This window comes from Amylibacter sp. SFDW26 (assembly GCF_009184395.1).
Classification (GTDB): domain Bacteria; phylum Pseudomonadota; class Alphaproteobacteria; order Rhodobacterales; family Rhodobacteraceae; genus Amylibacter.
On sequence record NZ_WEIC01000005.1, the window covers coordinates 97003 to 112961 of the forward strand.

The following is a 15959-nucleotide window of genomic DNA, read 5'->3' on the forward strand; positions in this document are numbered from 1 at the left end:
AATCTCTATATCAACCACGGCGCACAATCCTTGGGCTTTGCTTTCCCTGACCTAACAGATCACTCATATCCCCTTGGGCACGTGTGCGCGTAAACGCCAGCAACATCCCCAACGCGATCCCAGCCGCCACCAATGATGAACCACCGTAACTGACAAACGGCAACGTCATACCTTTGGCAGGTAATAGGCGCACAGCCACACCCATATTGATCATAGATTGCAGACCAAACAGCACCGCAATGCCAGTCCCTGCTAAACGAATGAACGGGTCGCGTTCTTTAACCAAACGGAACAACGAGCGCACAGTAATAAAGCCAAACAAAGCAATGATAACCAGCACAAGGAACAATCCATATTCCTCAGCCGCCACGGCAATAATGAAATCTGTATGTGCATCAGGCAGCGACCATTTCACTTGGCCTTCGCCTACACCGACACCAAAGAAGCCCCCTTCTTGGATCGCATTTGTTGCATATCCAAGCTGCGTACGTGGATCCAAATCAGGGTTCAAAAACCCATCAATCCGTCGCGCAAAGTGTTCTGAGTTATTGTAGGAAAACAGGCCGACACCAACGACACCCGCCGCCATAACAACCAATAATAATATCGGTGCACCTGCGATGAAATACATGATGCCCCAAGAGGCAACAATCAATGCAGCTTGCCCAAAATCAGGTTGCATCGCCAATAGGAATGCCACAGCAACAGTAATGACAAATGAAATACGTTTCCCAGGAGGCCCACCAACTTGAAACGCCGATGCCATCATCCATGCGGAAAATACCACAAAACAAGGTTTTAAGAACTCAGAAGGTTGTACAGACGTAAACCCAAGCGAGAACCACCGCGTTGCACCTTTACCAAAATCTGTTCCAAAGAACGGCAACAACATCAATGCTGCAAAACAACAGGCAAAGCCAAACACACCCAAACGACGCACCATCGTTGGCGTCATCATAGATGTCAGCGCCATCGCACCAAGTGCCACAGTGCCAAAGAAAAGCTGCTTATAAACATAGTAAAACTGCGGCAGTCCATTGCGTTCTGCCAAAGGAACAGAGGCCGCTAATCCCAATAGGATACCGACCAAAAACAACCCTAAAATGCAGGATAAGGATACACGATCAACCGTGCGCCACCAACGCGGTAAAATTGGATCAATAGGTTGCTGTACAACCCGACCAAAAGCCATTTCTGTCATTGTGCCTGCTCGCCGTCTTTATGCCATATACATGCGGCCTCATTTTGCGGACCGTCATTGCAGACATAAGTGCCATATATTTTGGCATTTGGCTAGTGTTTTGCTTTTATGTGGCGGAAATTAGCTGTCGATGAAATCGTTAACCGCACTGACGAAAGCATCTCCGCGTTCTTCAAAGCTGCCAAACTGATCAAAACTGGCACATGCTGGTGCTAACAGCACAACATCACCCGCTTTAGCATTTTGAACAGCTGCTTTGACAGCCGCCTCAATCGTGCCAGACTTTTCAGCAACCGTATCACCCAACTGATCCGCAAACTGATCCGCGGATTCACCCACCAGGTAGGCCGTTTTTACACGTTCAAACAAAGGCGCAAGGCTGGCAATACCACCTATTTTGGGTTCACCACCCACAATCCAGTGGATATTCTTAAACGCCAATAAAGCCTTTTCCGCAGCATCTGCATTGGTGGCCTTACTGTCATTCACAAATGTCACACCATCTTTCTCACCAACAATCTGGCACCGATGCGGCAATCCAGGATAGGATTGCAATCCAGTCTCCACCACCTTTGGTGCCATCGCCAAAGACCGGCACACAGCATAAGCAGCACAAGCATTCTGGTGATTGTGCGCCCCTGGCAAACCTTTGATGTCACGCAGATCAATCGATCCAACCTGACGCCCCTTACGCCACTCTGCCAAAAAACCTTTGCGCGCAAAAACAGACCAACCGTCGCCCTGCAACTTGCGCCCAGAGGATATCGCAATTACTGGATCACCGCTTGGGCTTTCTTGGCGTAATTCATTCGCTAAATAACACCCTTCAAACTCATCTACACCGATGATGGATTTTTCAGGGCCACCTTCCACAAACAAACGCCGTTTGGCTGCAAAATATCCGCCCATGCCACCATGGCGATCTAAATGATCAGAGGACAGGTTCATAAACACCGCAATATCGGGCGCCAAAGCACGCGCTAAATCTGTTTGATAGGATGACAGTTCCAAAACAACAATTTCACCGTCTTGCGCAGGTTCCAAATCCAAAACGCCGCGACCGATATTACCACCAACCTGAACCTTACGCCCAGCTTCTTTTAGCACATGGGCGATCAAAGCCGTTGTCGTAGATTTCCCGTTCGATCCTGTCACACAAACCACCTTAGGCATCACATCAAAGCGGTCCCAATCACGTGTAGCATAAGAGCGGAAAAACAAACCAATGTCATTGTCGACGACAACACCATGCTCCCATGCCTTTTGCACGATCTTATTCGGTTCAGGATACAAATGCGGAATACCAGGTGACACGATCAAAGAAATCACGTCTTCCCATGACCGATCTTTATTCAGATCCGCAACAATCAACCCTTCGGCCTCTGCCTTATCACGTGCGGCCTCATTATCATCCCAACAAATAGGAATTGCCCCACCAGCACGCAAAGCAATCGCCGCAGACAAGCCAGAGCGACCCAGCCCAAGAACAGCAACCTTATGCTTATTATATCCGCGAACAGGGATCATTAACGTACTTTCAACGTGGCAAGGCCAATCAGGGCAAGGATCAAAGAAATGATCCAGAAACGGATCACAATAGTGGATTCAGCCCATCCTTTTTTCTCAAAATGATGATGAATAGGCGCCATTAGGAACACGCGTTTGCCAGTCCGTTTGTAATATAAAACCTGAATGATCACAGACAAAGCTTCGACCACAAACAAGCCACCGACAATTCCCAAAACGATCTCGTGCTTTGTACAAACCGCAATCGCACCCAGCGCACCACCTAAAGCAAGCGAACCTGTGTCACCCATAAACACAGCCGCAGGAGGCGCATTATACCAAAGGAACCCCAAACCGCCGCCAATTAAAGCCGCTGTAAACACCAGTAGTTCACCAGTCCCCGGCACATAGTGTACATCTAGATATTCGGTAAAATCCACACGCCCAACAGCATAAGCAATCACACCCAGCGCACCAGCCGCAATCATCACAGGCATGATCGCCAAACCATCTAAACCATCTGTCAAATTAACGGAATTGGCCGCGCCAACAATCACAAACATCGCGAAAGGAATGTACAAGAATCCAAGATAAATAAGGGTATCTTTCAAAAACGGCATAGCCAATTGCGATGATAACTCAGGTGGATGCGCATTACTGGCAACCAGTGAAGCCACCAAAGCAATCGCAAAACCAATCAACAAACGTGCCTTGGACGAAAACCCTGCAACCGTTTGCTTTGACACCTTTAAGTAATCATCCACAAACCCAATAAGACCAAAACCACCAGTCACCAAAAGCACAATCCAGACATAAGCATTGTCACTACGCGCCCATAAAAGTGTGGAAATCAACAACGTTCCAAGGATCAAAACACCGCCCATAGTTGGCGTGCCAGCCTTTGCAATGATATGTCCCTCAGGCCCATCATCACGGATAGGTTGGCCTTTTTTTTGTTTCTTCTTCAACCAATTGATAAGCGGTTGACCAAAAATAAAGCTCAGGATCAAAGCAGTAAAGAATGCACCACCTGCGCGAAAGGTAATATAGCGGAACAAATTGAACGCATCACCGCCATCTGACAATTCGCTTAAAAAATACAACATGCTTTAGCTTCCCTTGAATTTCGCGCTTTATGCACCGATTTTACGTATCGCGTCTACAACCTTTGCAAGCTTGGTTCCTAATGATCCCTTAACCATCACAGTGTCACCAGTCTCTAACAGGTTTGCGATCTCTGCGGCCAATTCATCCGAACCCGCAACCCAAACGCCACGTTTCTCTGCTGGCAAATCTTCGAAAAAAGACTTCATCATCGGTCCCACCGCATGGAACTGATCAACCCGCTCCACGGCATCAAGTTGTGCGATACCGCGGTGTAACTCTATTTCTGTCGGACCCAATTCCAACATATCCCCAACAATCGCAATCTTGCGCCCCTTGGCCTCTGAGTGGCTTAAAACATCTAAAGTTGCCGCCATAGAGGTCGGATTGGCATTATAACTCTCATCAACCAATTCAATCTGCCCGCCATCAGCCATCTTAATCTGCTCACGTGCCCCGCGACCAGACGGTGGCGTCCACTGAGACAGATTTTTTATACTGTCATTCAAATCATCAAGCACAGCATCACAAGCCGCCAAAACTGCCAATGAATTCATTGCCAAATGGACACCAGGTGCCGCAAGAGTGTACTCAATCTTCTGACCCAACAAATCAAAAATGACCTTGGTTGAAGTGTCAGAAACATAAGCTCCAGTCATCTTAAAGTCAGCGCCATCCGTTGCGCCAAATTTCATAATACTCGATGTCACTTTTTTTGCAGCATTCAACAAAATTGGCAAAGTTTCGATATCAGCATTCAAAATCGCTGTACCATTTCCCTTAAGCCCATCAAAAATCTCTGCTTTGGCATGGGCAATTTCTTCAACTCCAGAAAACGATGCCAAATGCACAGCGGCAACCGTTGTGATCAAAGCCACATCCAAATCAGCCATTTGTGAAAGCGGTGTGATCTCACCAGGATGGTTCATCCCAATTTCAATCACCGCAAAATCCGTATCACGCGGCATCCGCGCCAATGTCAGCGGTACACCCCAATGATTGTTGTAACTTTTTTCTGCCGCATGAACATTACCTTGCCCTGTTAAAGCCGTACGCAACATCTCTTTGGTGCCAGTCTTTCCAACAGACCCCGTCACACCAATAACTTTGCCATCGATACGTTTGCGCGCATAACGCCCCAAATCTTCAAGCGCTTTCAAAACATCGGGTACCATCAACAAAGGTGCCTCTACAGAAACACCCTCTGGTACATGCGTAACCAAAGCAGCTGCCGCCCCTTTTTCCAAAGCTTGTGAGACAAAATCATGCCCATCACGCACATCTGCTAGCGCTACGAACAAATCACCCTTTTCCAACGTCCGCGTGTCAATCGATACACCTGTCGCTGACCAATAGGTCGTGCACATGCCACCAGTTGCAGCGGTAGCTTCATCCCATGTCCAAAGTGCACTCATGCGCCCATTCCATCCAAAGCAGATACAGACATGCTGGCCTGTTCCACATCGTTAAACGGCAAAATCCGATCCTTGATCGTTTGTCCCGTTTCATGCCCCTTACCTGCAATCAACAAAGCATCCCCAGTTTGCAATGCATCAACACCTGCCAAAATCGCAGCGGCGCGATCGCCGATTTCATGTGCGTTCGGACAGGTCACCATAATATCCGCACGGATATCCTCTGGCTCCTCAGAGCGTGGGTTATCATCCGTCACATAGAGTACATCCGCATGATCCAAGGCAGCTTTGCCCATCAACGGACGTTTGCCCTTATCACGATCACCACCAGCGCCAAACACTACAATGATCCGTCCCAACACATGCGGGCGTAAAGCTTTCAACGCCGTCTCCAGTGCATCAGGCGTATGGGCATAATCCACAAAGACATTCGCCCCATTATTACGCGTCGCAGCCAACTGCATACGACCCGAAACAGTTTGCAAGTTCGGCAGCGTTCCAAACACTTCAGCAGGTTGCGCACCAGCAGCAATCACCATACCAGCGGCAAGCAAAACATTCTCTGCCTGAAAGGCACCGATCAATGATAAACGCACTGTGTGAATATCACCGCGCCAAGAAAATCGCACATCTTGGCCAGTTCCATCGCAGCGCGTGTTCAGGATTTGAATATCCGCATCATCATGACCAATCGTGATAACGTCTTGCCCACGCGATTGCGCAATCTCCACCAACTCAGCCCCTTTCGGATCAAGCGTGTTGATCACTGCTGACCCTTCTGGTGGTAATACACGTGAGAACAAACCAGCCTTAGCTGCAAAATACTCTTCAAACGTCTTATGATAATCCAAATGATCTTGGGTAAAATTCGTAAACCCACCAACTGTCAAATACACGCCATCCAAACGGCGTTGTTCTAATCCATGACTGGATGCTTCCATTGCGGCATGCGTAATGCCACTATTTTTCAGCTTCGCCAACAAACGATGTAATGTAATCGGTTCTGGTGTCGTATGGTTCAGACTTTGCGTATAAGCGCCCTCAACCCCAGCCGTGCCAAAGTTTACCGCTTCTTTACCAAGCAACTCCCATATCTGACGGATAAAATTCGCAACCGATGTCTTACCATTGGTCCCCGTCACAGCCGTCATCGTCGCAGGTTGCACCCCATAAAACCGCGCCGCGGCTTTTGACAACACCAAACGTGGATCATCCGCAACAATAAACGGGATCATCAAATCCCCCATATCGCTTTTTGCAATTTCTAAACCTTCAGAATCTGTTAAAACCGCTGCCGCCCCCATACGCACTGCGTATTGAATAAACTCTCCGCCGTGCACAGTCGCCCCTGGCATCGCCGCAAACAGATCGCCCACTTTGGTGTTGCGACTGTCCACGCAAATCCCAGAAATCGCCACATCGCCAACATCCTGCGATGATCCAAGACCAAGCTCTGAAAGCGTCTTTGTTAGCGAATTATCTTGCGGCATAAGGCTATCCTTATTGGTGTTTTGCCTGCGTGTATTCAACTTGACCACTACCTGCAAGCTCTGGTCGCATATTCAAAACAGGGGCTACACGCGTAATCAACTCTGCCGCTACGGGAACGGCTGTCCAACCTGCTGTGCGGCGCTCTTCGCCCGCAGCCTCAATCGAGGGTTCATCCAAAGTTAAAACCAAAACATATTTCGGATCATGCGTTGGGAAAGCTGATGCAAAGGTCGCAATCACCTTATCATCATAGTAACCACCATTTGGCTTTGGTTTATCCGCAGATCCTGTTTTACCACCCACGTGATATCCATCCACTTCACCAAAACTTGCGGTGCCTTCCGTCACAACAGCGCGCAACATGCGCATCAAACTGTCAGACGTGGTTTTCTTAAGAACCTGATCTCCATGCAAAGTTGACACATCTGACTTCAATAAAGTCGGCTTTACCTTATACCCACCATTCGCAAGCGTGGCATAGGCCGTTGCCAAATGTAGAGGCGTTGCAGCAATGCCGTGACCATATGAAATCGTCATAGTGGACAAATCAGACCACTTAGCAGGCAACAAAGGCTTCGTGCGTTTGGCTTCACTGATCTCTACTGGCACAGGAGCAAAGAACCCAAGATCATCCAAAATTTTCTTCTGAGCATTCGTACCAGCCGCTTGTGCCATACGCGCAGTGCCGATGTTGGATGACTTCACGATCACATCCTTCACGCTCAATTGATTACCATAGTTGTGGAAATCACGGATTTTGAACTTACCCCAACGAATAGGGCCTTTAGTGTTAATCATAGTATCTTCGTTAGCCAGGTTATTGTCTAAAGATACTGCCGCCGCAAACAACTTAAATGTAGAACCAAGTTCATACACACCTTGGGCAGCACGATTAAACAAAGGGCTGTCAGATGGGTCACCTTCTAACAAAGGTGCCGGGCGATCATTCGGATCAAAGTCTGGCAAAGACACCATCGACACAATCTCGCCCGTATGCACATCCATCAATACGGCTGCAGCACCTTTGGCATTCATAATCTTCATACCACCTTCAACGACACGGCGCATGGTTGCTTGGGCTGTCAGGTCAATCGACAGCTTCAAAGGCGTATCCACTTGTGCAGGGTCGCGCATACGTTCATCAAAGAACTTCTCAACACCCGCCACACCGATCAATTCAGCGGCACGTACATCCTCTTTACCGAAACCAGCACCACCTAAGATATGGGCCGCTAATTTGCCATTCGGATACAAGCGCATCTCACGCGGGCCAAACAACAATCCTGGTTCGCCAATATCATGCACCAGTTGCTTCTGCTCAGGACTTACTTTTTTACGCACCCAAACGAATTTCCGCTTACCCGTGAATTGTTTAAGCAGTTTATCATGATTAATATCAGGGAAAATCTTAGCCAACTTATCAGCCGCTTTAACAGGCTCAATCATCATATGCGGTTGTGCATAAAGTGATGTTGTCACAAGGTTTGTTGCCAAAACAGAACCATTTCTATCAACAATATCAGCACGTTGAGAATGAATACCCGTATTTGCCACTGCCAATCGCGGCTCCATCGGTTCGCTTACAGCCAACATGCCCATCTTGCCTGCAATGGCCCCAAACCCAATGAAAAATGCCAAACCCAACATCGTCAAACGATGCTCAGCACGTTTGCGGATTTTCTGGTTTATAACCTGATTACGTTTCACACGCTCCTCTGCTTCGATCACATCAGGGTTTTCACCGTTTTCACGTGCACTGATCACACGGGCCAAAGGACGAAGGGGTGTACGGATCATTGTGCACTCTCCTGTTGAGATTGAATGGATATAGTTTCAGTCACTTGCAATTGTTTATGCACAGGGTACCCAACCATTTCACTATCGCCAAAATGGCTTGGCAAAAGTGGGATCAAACGCAAAGCTTCAAAATTCAAATCAACCAAATCGCGCAAACGATCAGGACGGTTCAGATACGCCCATTCTGCATTCAATACAGCAATCGCTTCTTTTTGTTTTGCAATCTGTTGCTGCAACTCCTTGACTTCACGCAAAGCCGTTTGCGTTTTATAATTCTCTTTATAGGCCCAATAGGCCAATCCGATGATGAAAGCTGAACACACAATATAAAACAGAGTACGCATTAATTTAGCCTCGTTAAATCAAACATAGGAAGTCCAATAGATTTCGCATCCACATCCCCCGCAGGAGCAGCCGTGCGCCGCGCCACACGCAGTTTTGCAGATCGTGAACGTGGGTTTTGCTCTAATTCTTCATCACTTGGTCCAATGGCGCGGCGTGAAACTTTTTCAAATTGCGATTCAGTGGCTTTCGCCTCAGGCGCATAACGGTTCGTACGCGCCTGTTCACTGCGTGCCTGAATAAACCGCTTCACAATGCGATCTTCCAAAGAATGGAACGTGACCACAGCCAATAAACCACCCTCACCTAAAGCAGCCTCAGCGGCCACAAGTCCGCGCACCAACTCACCCAACTCATCATTCACGGCAATACGTAACGCCTGAAAAGACCGCGTCGCCGGATGCGCTTGACCTGGTTTAGAACGTGGCAAAGCCCCTTCAACCACGTCTGCCAATTGCTTTGTCGTTGTAAATTCTGTCGTCTTACGTGCCTCAACAATACGTCGCGCAATACGGCGTGACGCCCGCTCTTCACCATATAAATAAAGGATATCCGCCAATACCGCTTCATCTGCCGCATTTACAATATCCGCTGCTGTCATTCCATCTTGGGACATCCGCATATCCAGTGGCCCATCTTGGATAAATGAAAACCCACGTTCAGCTTGGTCCAACTGCATCGAGGACACGCCTATATCCAAGACCACACCATCCAAAGGCGTGGCACCAGCCTCATCAGCCAATTTATCCAAATTACCAAAAGTGCCAGAAATCAAAACCAAACGATCGCCATAATCGCCAGACCATACTTTAGCCCTTTCAAACACCTCTGGATCACGATCAATCGCATAAACTGTTGCCGCCCCTGCATCCAAAAATGCACGTGTATAACCACCAGCACCAAAAGTACCATCCAGCCATCGACCCTGCACAGGGGAAACAGCCTCTAGAATAGGATCCAGTAAAACAGGAATATGCGGGGAAGACGGGGATGTATCCAGCGCCTGCGCCATCTTTATTCCCCCGTTGATGCCATGTCTAATAAAGCCAAAGGATCGAAATCATCCTCATCTTCATCAAACCATTCATCCATACGCGTAGCATGTGCGTCATAGGCCGATGGCTCCCAAATCTGGAACGTATCGCCTGCCGCAATAAAGAAAGCTTCGTTACTAATGCCAATTTTATCACGGATTTTTTGTGTCAAAACCAAGCGGCCTGTTGGGTCGATTTGGATTTGTTGGGATTGTCCTGAAAACATATGCTCTAACATACGGCGCTGCTTTGACCCGCGTGGCAATTGTGCAATCTTTTCGTCGACCTCTTCCATGCTGTCCATTGTATAACCCTCAACGAAGTCACGGCTTTTGCCGCCATATACAAGAACAAGATTTGGAAACAGACCGTCAGTCCAGTCAGGATCACCTTCTTCTAAGACACGTCTAAAGGCGGCGGGAATTGATACCCGTCCCTTAGCATCCACCTTGTGGGTGCTTTCACCTCTAAAACGTCGTGCCACAAAGGCCTCCTTAATTACGTCGACCCAAAACTTAGGCCTAAAATGAAACGACGGATTGAACTGCTGCCACTGTTCAATCCGCCGCCCTGTCCCTAATGGGATGTCCAACTATGGTGCCACCTTGGGGGGGTGTCTGCTCGCAACCCACGTCGGATCTTTCATTGGATGTGGTGGGTGCCTGTATGAAACCTGTTTGGGTTTTCTTAGGGTCTTGATGCCCTTTTTTATCCCTCACCTCATCTTGTGGGTTATTTATGCTATGGGAATATATGGAAATCAATAGTTTTTTGTAGGTAATATATGGGAATTGCATGCCACAGAACTCAATATATAGTTTCAAAACCATTAAAAAAGGGATTTTTTTGGACAACCTAGTAGAAAAGATAAAAAAAGACACAACATGTAGTACAACTTAAAGAAAGAAATTATTTCCCATAAAATACCATATTTTTTCACAACGAGTAAGAACATAAAGTGAACATCATGTTTTCATTCACTTTTCCAATGAAAATCGTTCCCAGACTAGGGAAAAATGAGTCGGAAATATAAAGAATCAAAAGCGCGCTATAGGCATCCCATGTGATCCCAAATCCTGTTAAGCTCGTATAAGAGCAAAGAATACGGACAAGACAGAATGAAACGTCGAAGATTTTTGAAATGGTTTGGAGCAGGAACATTAACCGCCCTTGTAGGTGGCATGGGCTGGTCTAAATATAAACGCAGCACCAACCCATATTACACGGGTCCCGTATCAGATCATTACAACGGCCTGTCCTTTTTCAATCCTGACGGCGCGCCCCCCAGTTCATTTGCAAATCTTTTGAAATGGCAATTCCAAGAAGAGCGCGCTGAATGGCCTGATGTCTATCCCAGCCCATATGCAGGCACAAAGCCAGAAGACAAAGTCGAAGGCAAAAACATACAGGTCACAATGGTTGGTCACGCGACCCTATTGATCCAAACGAACGGCTTGAACATCATCACAGACCCTGTCTATTCAAAACGCGCCAGCCCGTTTCAATTCGCAGGCCCCAAACGCCACAACCCACCAGGTGTTCCATTTAACGACCTGCCAAAAATCGATATCATCTTAGTGACACACAATCACTACGACCACTTGGATTTGCTAACCCTAGAAAAACTAGTCAAACGCGACGACCCCAAAATCATCACCCCCCTTGGCAACGATACAATCATCAAAGGCAGCGTACACAATGCCAATATCGAAGTCGGGGATTGGGGCGATATAGTCGAGATTTCTGACACAAAAATACATTTCGAACCCTGCCACCACTGGTCCGCACGCGGCACCAAAGACCGCCGCATGGCGCTTTGGTCAGCTTTCGTCATAGAAACCCCAACGCGGCGTATCTATCACATCGGCGATACGGGTTTTCACAGTGGCATCAATTACAAAGCGGTCGCTGAAAAACACGGCAGCTTTGATTTAACGATCACCCCCGTAGGCGCCTATGAACCACGTTGGTTCATGAAAAACCAACATCAAAACCCATCAGAAGCTGTCGAAGGCTTTAAGCTTTGTAACACCAAACATGCCATTGGGCATCATTGGGGTACGTTTCAATTAACCAACGAAGCCATCGAAGCGCCAAAAAACGCATTAGCGAAAGCTTTAGAGGAAAATACCATAGACCCAGATCGGTTCATAGCTATGGCCCCTGGGCAAATTTGGCGTCTTTGATGATACTTACAAATTAGCTGAGAATGTTTAATCTGGTAGAACATAATCATTCTCAACAAACTCCACTATTCCATTATAAAAGTCATTATAGGTGCCTTGTTGAATAAACATATCAGCACCATTCCTGCGAAACTCTCCTTTTAATGTTCCGGAATCTTCACATTCTGCTTTGCGCTGCGAGTGTTAAGCTGAGCAGAAACATTAAAGTTATAGTAACGTAAATTTTACATCAATGTATCTGCCGCGACAATCTCCCATGATTTTTGGTATGTATAAAAACACCGCATTGGGTTATGTATACATCGTAAGAATTCTGTAGAGTTAATTTGTATGAGTGCATGTTCTAGGAGCGTTCGTTGTCACAGCCCACACGGCTAGCGGAATTTAAGAGTAAGAGTGTTATTTTACTGAACAAAATGAGGGACAGTGGATCCCTTGGTGTCAGTGATCGTAAATTCCGCTTGCTTGAATACCTTATTAATGAAGAACTTGAAGGCCGCGGCGAACGTATCAAAGCGTATTCTATTGGTGTTGACATTCTAGGCAAAGATGAAAGTTTTGATCCTTCTACCAATAATGCAGTACGTGTTGAAATGGGTCGTTTGCGCGAAGCACTGAAAAAATTCTATTCAACAAACACTAAAAACAACTTGCTACATATTGAGATACCAACAGGTAGTTATCGCCCTATTATCTCGGAACAATCAAAAAAGACAGCACCAAGAAAAATAAATAAAAGTGAAAAACGCAAACGCAGTATTAAACAGGATATGCTGCTACTTCTCGGCGTTACGGTTTCTGCTGTATTACTATTATTCATATACAACCCCACTAAAACTATCTCACCATCATCACCACATACTTCAAACTCTGAAGCCCATGGTAAAGACCCGCGGATTTCTGTATCCATCCGTAAGTTCACAAGCCTTTCTCCAAACTCTGACATAAATTTCATCGCCGAAAGCCTATCAGAAGACTTAGCTGTCATTCTTACACGCAACAAATCTTTAGCTGTCATTGGCTTGGATGACGACCAAGCCACCTTAACGGGGGTAGCAAAAAATGGCGTCATTATTGATGGATATGTCCGCGAAAGCTCAGACACCCTCCATATTGTAGTTGAATTGCTTGATCAGAAAACTAAAATCGTAATATGGGCGCAAACATTCCATCATCCGAATGTAACAGACGCAGACCAAGACGTTCTTCTGCAAAAAGTTGCAGGCGAATTACGCACACAACTGTATAATGCATCACGCCGTATCTTAGCAGGCGAAGACCCCAAAGGATTATCCCCATGGGAGCTGTACTTGATCGCGACATGGATACCCGGTGAAGCAAAAAGCACTTTAGAGTGGGAAAAAGAGCGTGTGGATTTGGCACGTTTTGCTCTGCAATTACAACCAGATTTCGGCCAAGCGCATTCTGTCTTAGCTGACAAATTGGCTTACCTTGCCTCAGTCGACCCTCCTTCAGATTCAGCTAAGGCTTTAGATGAAGCGGCTTATCATGCTCAAAAGGCTATGGAAACCGCGCCCCATGATGCTGATGTGTTTTTTAACCTAGGCATTTATCAATGGCATGTCGGTCGTATAAAAAAGGCAACAATGTCCATGGAACGCGTCGTGGAGTTGGATCCAAGCCACACAATGGCAAAAATGCTTATAGAAGTTATGCCCTATACTTGCAGCCCTGCCCCGCTGAGTGTGATTGAAACAACAAAAGCACATGATGCGTCACTGTCCCCTGAAAACCCTGTCCGTTGGGTTACGCTAACTTGGTTGACTATGCTTCACTTGAATAGGGGCGAATTAGAACAAGCGCTGATAACAGAGCAACGCACACACCAGATATTCCAAACACCGGATACAATTGCCCGTATGGCTGTGATTATGAACCAGTTGGGCGACTTAGAGGGCGCGAAGACTCTCTTCGCATCCCAGAAACAAAACTGGCCAAACCTAGATGCCAGACATTTTGCAAATGTAACAATGCCTCGAAGATGCGCTGAAGATGCAAATGCTGGTCCACTTATAGATATGTACCGCGACCTTGCCGCGGCACTATATGAATAATCAAACGCGGTTTACAGCATAGTTCCATGCGTGCACTTCTGACGCCATCAAACCATCTTTACCATTTTGAATACGCATAGCAATCGCTTCAGATGCCTCCAAAGTCGCCAAACCACATTGGCGCAATATCTCTATGTGAACAAAAACATCACGTGTATTGCCAAACTCATTTGCAAATCCAAAACCTTTAGATTGGTCAAACCATTTAACCCGCCCTGCAACCAGCGGCGCCGTTGGTTCGCCTATGATGCGTATAATACTTTGGTCCATTGCTGGCCCTGTAATCGACAGTATATCTATGACTTGCATACCACGCTTCGTTGCACGCGCAGTAAATTCGACAAAACTGTCTGAAACAATCGAACTCTGTCCAAAGTTATGCAAAACATTTTCAGACAATAATACGTCTGCATTTATATCTTCGACGGTGACAAACCCAAAACCTTTTGCGCCATCGTACCATTTTACGAACCCAGACAACGTGACTGCTGCGTCTGATGTATCAATATTCAGTGTCATCGGAATTACCTAACCTCTAACCAAGTTAATATTTACAAATGTCCATCGAAACGATTACGAGTTACTTTCAGATCAAATAGTCTGAGAAATCTATAACTGGCTGTATCGATGAGCTCTAAATGGTGACGTTTTTGTATAATTTCTACGTAACAAAGCGTTTGTTACCGTAACAACAGAATAAAAACCCAATAAATACAATAGGGTAAAGGTGCCCTATATTTAAGCTTAATTCAGGTTTTGTCACTTTAATGATTCATTAACCTAGAATTGCAGCGGGAATTAAATACGTTGGAGGTTTCATTAGAAACACTTTTTTCCAAGACTTGCATCACAACTTGGCGCTAATATTTGATGTATAATCTTGAGAATATGCGGATGGCCTATAAGCCGGATTTTGTTCAGGGTTTACACCCCTCGATGACCATTCATCTGGGCGTTCCGTTGCCGAAACGCTCTTGCAACCACCCGAGCCTGCTGGGGCTAAAGCGACCCCGACCCTTACGGGCCACGCGGTTCCTACTTGGTTTTGCTTCAGGCGGGGCTTGCCATACCAGTGATGTTACCACCACCGTGGTGGGCTCTTACCCCACCGTTTCACCCTTACCCAGTCAAACTAGGCGGTCTGTTCTCTGTTGCGCTTTCCCTCGGGTTGCCCCGGGCGGGCATTACCCGCCGCCTTTGCTTTATGAAGTCCGGACTTTCCTCACGCATAAACGTGCGATCATCCAGCCATCCGCAACCGCGCGTTTAAAGGTAAGGACACATCAGGTCAACAGATGCAAGATTATCACCAAAATCCAATGTCTACGAAATTACCGGTCATAATCATTCGAACCACAACATAAGCAAGCAAACCCATTGGCCCAAACATCATTGTTAAAAGTAGGAACGGCAACCCGATTAAACCATGTAAGTCACGTGAATGAAGATCAACGACAATGACCCATGCGGCGAATAGATCGAACACTAAAATATGCGTCCAAGCGGTAAAGGCCATACGTGTGCTTTTCAGCATCTTCAAAACACCATCTAATGTGAAAAAACTTTTCACGCTGAACGGCTCTTTTTGCAGGTCGAAGCGTCTCCCAAACAAAACCAGATATGTATAAAGACAGCATAAGATCAAAATGATCGCATTCGCCAAAACGATCGGGGAATAAAAAAACAAAGATGCCACCAAGCAGAGCCAGCCAAGCTGCACCAAAATACCTTGTAGTTTATAAATAGACTTTAATCTTGGATGAATATTACTTTTCACAACCTCGCCCTGTTATATCGTGGCCCATGTT

13 protein-coding genes and 1 other RNA gene are annotated in these 15959 nt (G+C 46.6%); 2 read left to right on the top strand and 12 right to left on the bottom strand.

The genetic code is table 11. The features are described from left to right. Window positions 1-10: 10 nt before the first annotated feature. From F9L33_RS13605 to mraZ, 9 genes are all read right to left on the bottom strand, one after another. Window positions 11-1201: a putative peptidoglycan glycosyltransferase FtsW gene (locus F9L33_RS13605; RefSeq protein WP_152143347.1), complete on the bottom strand. Its 1191-nt coding sequence runs from the start codon at window positions 1199-1201 to the stop codon at window positions 11-13. A 120-nt stretch (window positions 1202-1321) separates the two neighbouring features. Further along, window positions 1322-2728 (bottom strand): UDP-N-acetylmuramoyl-L-alanine--D-glutamate ligase, encoded by a 1407-nt coding sequence (gene murD / locus F9L33_RS13610; RefSeq protein ID WP_152143348.1) that lies wholly within the window; start codon window positions 2726-2728, stop codon window positions 1322-1324. Beyond that, window positions 2728-3813 carry a phospho-N-acetylmuramoyl-pentapeptide-transferase gene (gene mraY / locus F9L33_RS13615; RefSeq protein ID WP_152143349.1) on the bottom strand — a complete coding sequence of 362 codons (1086 nt, stop codon included), beginning with the start codon at window positions 3811-3813 and terminating at the stop codon, window positions 2728-2730. Before mraY ends, murD begins: the two co-directional genes overlap by 1 nt. A 27-nt stretch (window positions 3814-3840) precedes the next feature. Next, entirely contained in the window at window positions 3841-5226 is a 1386-nt protein-coding gene (gene murF, locus F9L33_RS13620; protein WP_152143350.1) for a UDP-N-acetylmuramoyl-tripeptide--D-alanyl-D-alanine ligase, read from the bottom strand. After that, the gene (locus F9L33_RS13625; RefSeq protein ID WP_152143351.1) at window positions 5223-6716 is read right to left on the bottom strand and encodes a UDP-N-acetylmuramoyl-L-alanyl-D-glutamate--2,6-diaminopimelate ligase; all 1494 of its coding nucleotides are present in this window, start codon (window positions 6714-6716) and stop codon (window positions 5223-5225) included. The genes murF and F9L33_RS13625 overlap by 4 nt, the downstream gene beginning before the upstream one ends. Before the next feature lie 10 nt (window positions 6717-6726). Next, entirely contained in the window at window positions 6727-8514 is a 1788-nt protein-coding gene (locus F9L33_RS13630) for a penicillin-binding protein 2 (protein ID WP_152143352.1), read from the bottom strand. Continuing rightward, the gene (locus tag F9L33_RS13635) at window positions 8511-8858 is read right to left on the bottom strand and encodes a cell division protein FtsL (protein ID WP_152143353.1); all 348 of its coding nucleotides are present in this window, start codon (window positions 8856-8858) and stop codon (window positions 8511-8513) included. The genes F9L33_RS13630 and F9L33_RS13635 overlap by 4 nt, the downstream gene beginning before the upstream one ends. Next, complete coding sequence (gene rsmH, locus F9L33_RS13640) at window positions 8858-9868, bottom strand: 16S rRNA (cytosine(1402)-N(4))-methyltransferase RsmH (protein WP_152143354.1); 1011 nt, start codon at window positions 9866-9868, stop codon at window positions 8858-8860. Before rsmH ends, F9L33_RS13635 begins: the two co-directional genes overlap by 1 nt. A gap of 2 nt (window positions 9869-9870) precedes the next feature. Continuing rightward, a complete protein-coding gene (mraZ, locus tag F9L33_RS13645) occupies window positions 9871-10374 on the bottom strand; it encodes a division/cell wall cluster transcriptional repressor MraZ (protein ID WP_152143355.1) in 504 nt (167 codons plus the stop codon). 634 nt (window positions 10375-11008) lie between these two features. Between mraZ and F9L33_RS13650 the strand changes: the two genes are divergently transcribed. Both F9L33_RS13650 and F9L33_RS13655 read left to right on the top strand, forming a co-directional pair. After that, window positions 11009-12076 (top strand): MBL fold metallo-hydrolase, encoded by a 1068-nt coding sequence (locus tag F9L33_RS13650; RefSeq protein ID WP_152143356.1) that lies wholly within the window; start codon window positions 11009-11011, stop codon window positions 12074-12076. 356 nt (window positions 12077-12432) lie between these two features. After that, window positions 12433-14151 carry a hypothetical protein gene (locus F9L33_RS13655; RefSeq protein WP_152143357.1) on the top strand — a complete coding sequence of 573 codons (1719 nt, stop codon included), beginning with the start codon at window positions 12433-12435 and terminating at the stop codon, window positions 14149-14151. On the opposite strand, the gene F9L33_RS13660 is transcribed toward F9L33_RS13655, so the two are convergent. The 3 genes from F9L33_RS13660 to F9L33_RS13670 form a co-directional block, all read right to left on the bottom strand. Next, a complete protein-coding gene (locus tag F9L33_RS13660; RefSeq protein WP_152143358.1) occupies window positions 14152-14670 on the bottom strand; it encodes a cold-shock protein in 519 nt (172 codons plus the stop codon). Between the two features lie 367 nt (window positions 14671-15037). Further along, an RNA gene (gene rnpB, locus F9L33_RS13665) (RNase P RNA component class A) lies at window positions 15038-15407 on the bottom strand. A gap of 50 nt (window positions 15408-15457) precedes the next feature. Continuing rightward, window positions 15458-15928, bottom strand: coding sequence for an abscisic acid-deficient protein Aba4 family protein (locus F9L33_RS13670; RefSeq protein WP_152143359.1), 471 nt, complete (start codon window positions 15926-15928; stop codon window positions 15458-15460). Between the last annotated feature and the right edge of the window lie 31 nt (window positions 15929-15959).

Excerpts from the sequence above, each read along its gene's own strand:
- F9L33_RS13605 (WP_152143347.1), bottom strand. The coding sequence starts at position 1,201 with ATGACAGAAATGGCTTTTGGTCGGGTTGTACAGCAACCTATTGATCCA.
- F9L33_RS13630 (WP_152143352.1), bottom strand. The coding sequence starts at position 8,514 with ATGATCCGTACACCCCTTCGTCCTTTGGCCCGTGTGATCAGTGCACGT.
- rsmH (WP_152143354.1), bottom strand. The coding sequence starts at position 9,868 with ATGGCGCAGGCGCTGGATACATCCCCGTCTTCCCCGCATATTCCTGTT.
- mraY (WP_152143349.1), bottom strand. The coding sequence starts at position 3,813 with ATGTTGTATTTTTTAAGCGAATTGTCAGATGGCGGTGATGCGTTCAAT.
- murD (WP_152143348.1), bottom strand. The coding sequence starts at position 2,728 with ATGATCCCTGTTCGCGGATATAATAAGCATAAGGTTGCTGTTCTTGGG.
- murF (WP_152143350.1), bottom strand. The coding sequence starts at position 5,226 with ATGAGTGCACTTTGGACATGGGATGAAGCTACCGCTGCAACTGGTGGC.
- F9L33_RS13625 (WP_152143351.1), bottom strand. The coding sequence starts at position 6,716 with ATGCCGCAAGATAATTCGCTAACAAAGACGCTTTCAGAGCTTGGTCTT.
- F9L33_RS13650 (WP_152143356.1), top strand. The coding sequence starts at position 11,009 with ATGAAACGTCGAAGATTTTTGAAATGGTTTGGAGCAGGAACATTAACC.
- F9L33_RS13635 (WP_152143353.1), bottom strand. The coding sequence starts at position 8,858 with ATGCGTACTCTGTTTTATATTGTGTGTTCAGCTTTCATCATCGGATTG.
- F9L33_RS13660 (WP_152143358.1), bottom strand. The coding sequence starts at position 14,670 with ATGACACTGAATATTGATACATCAGACGCAGCAGTCACGTTGTCTGGG.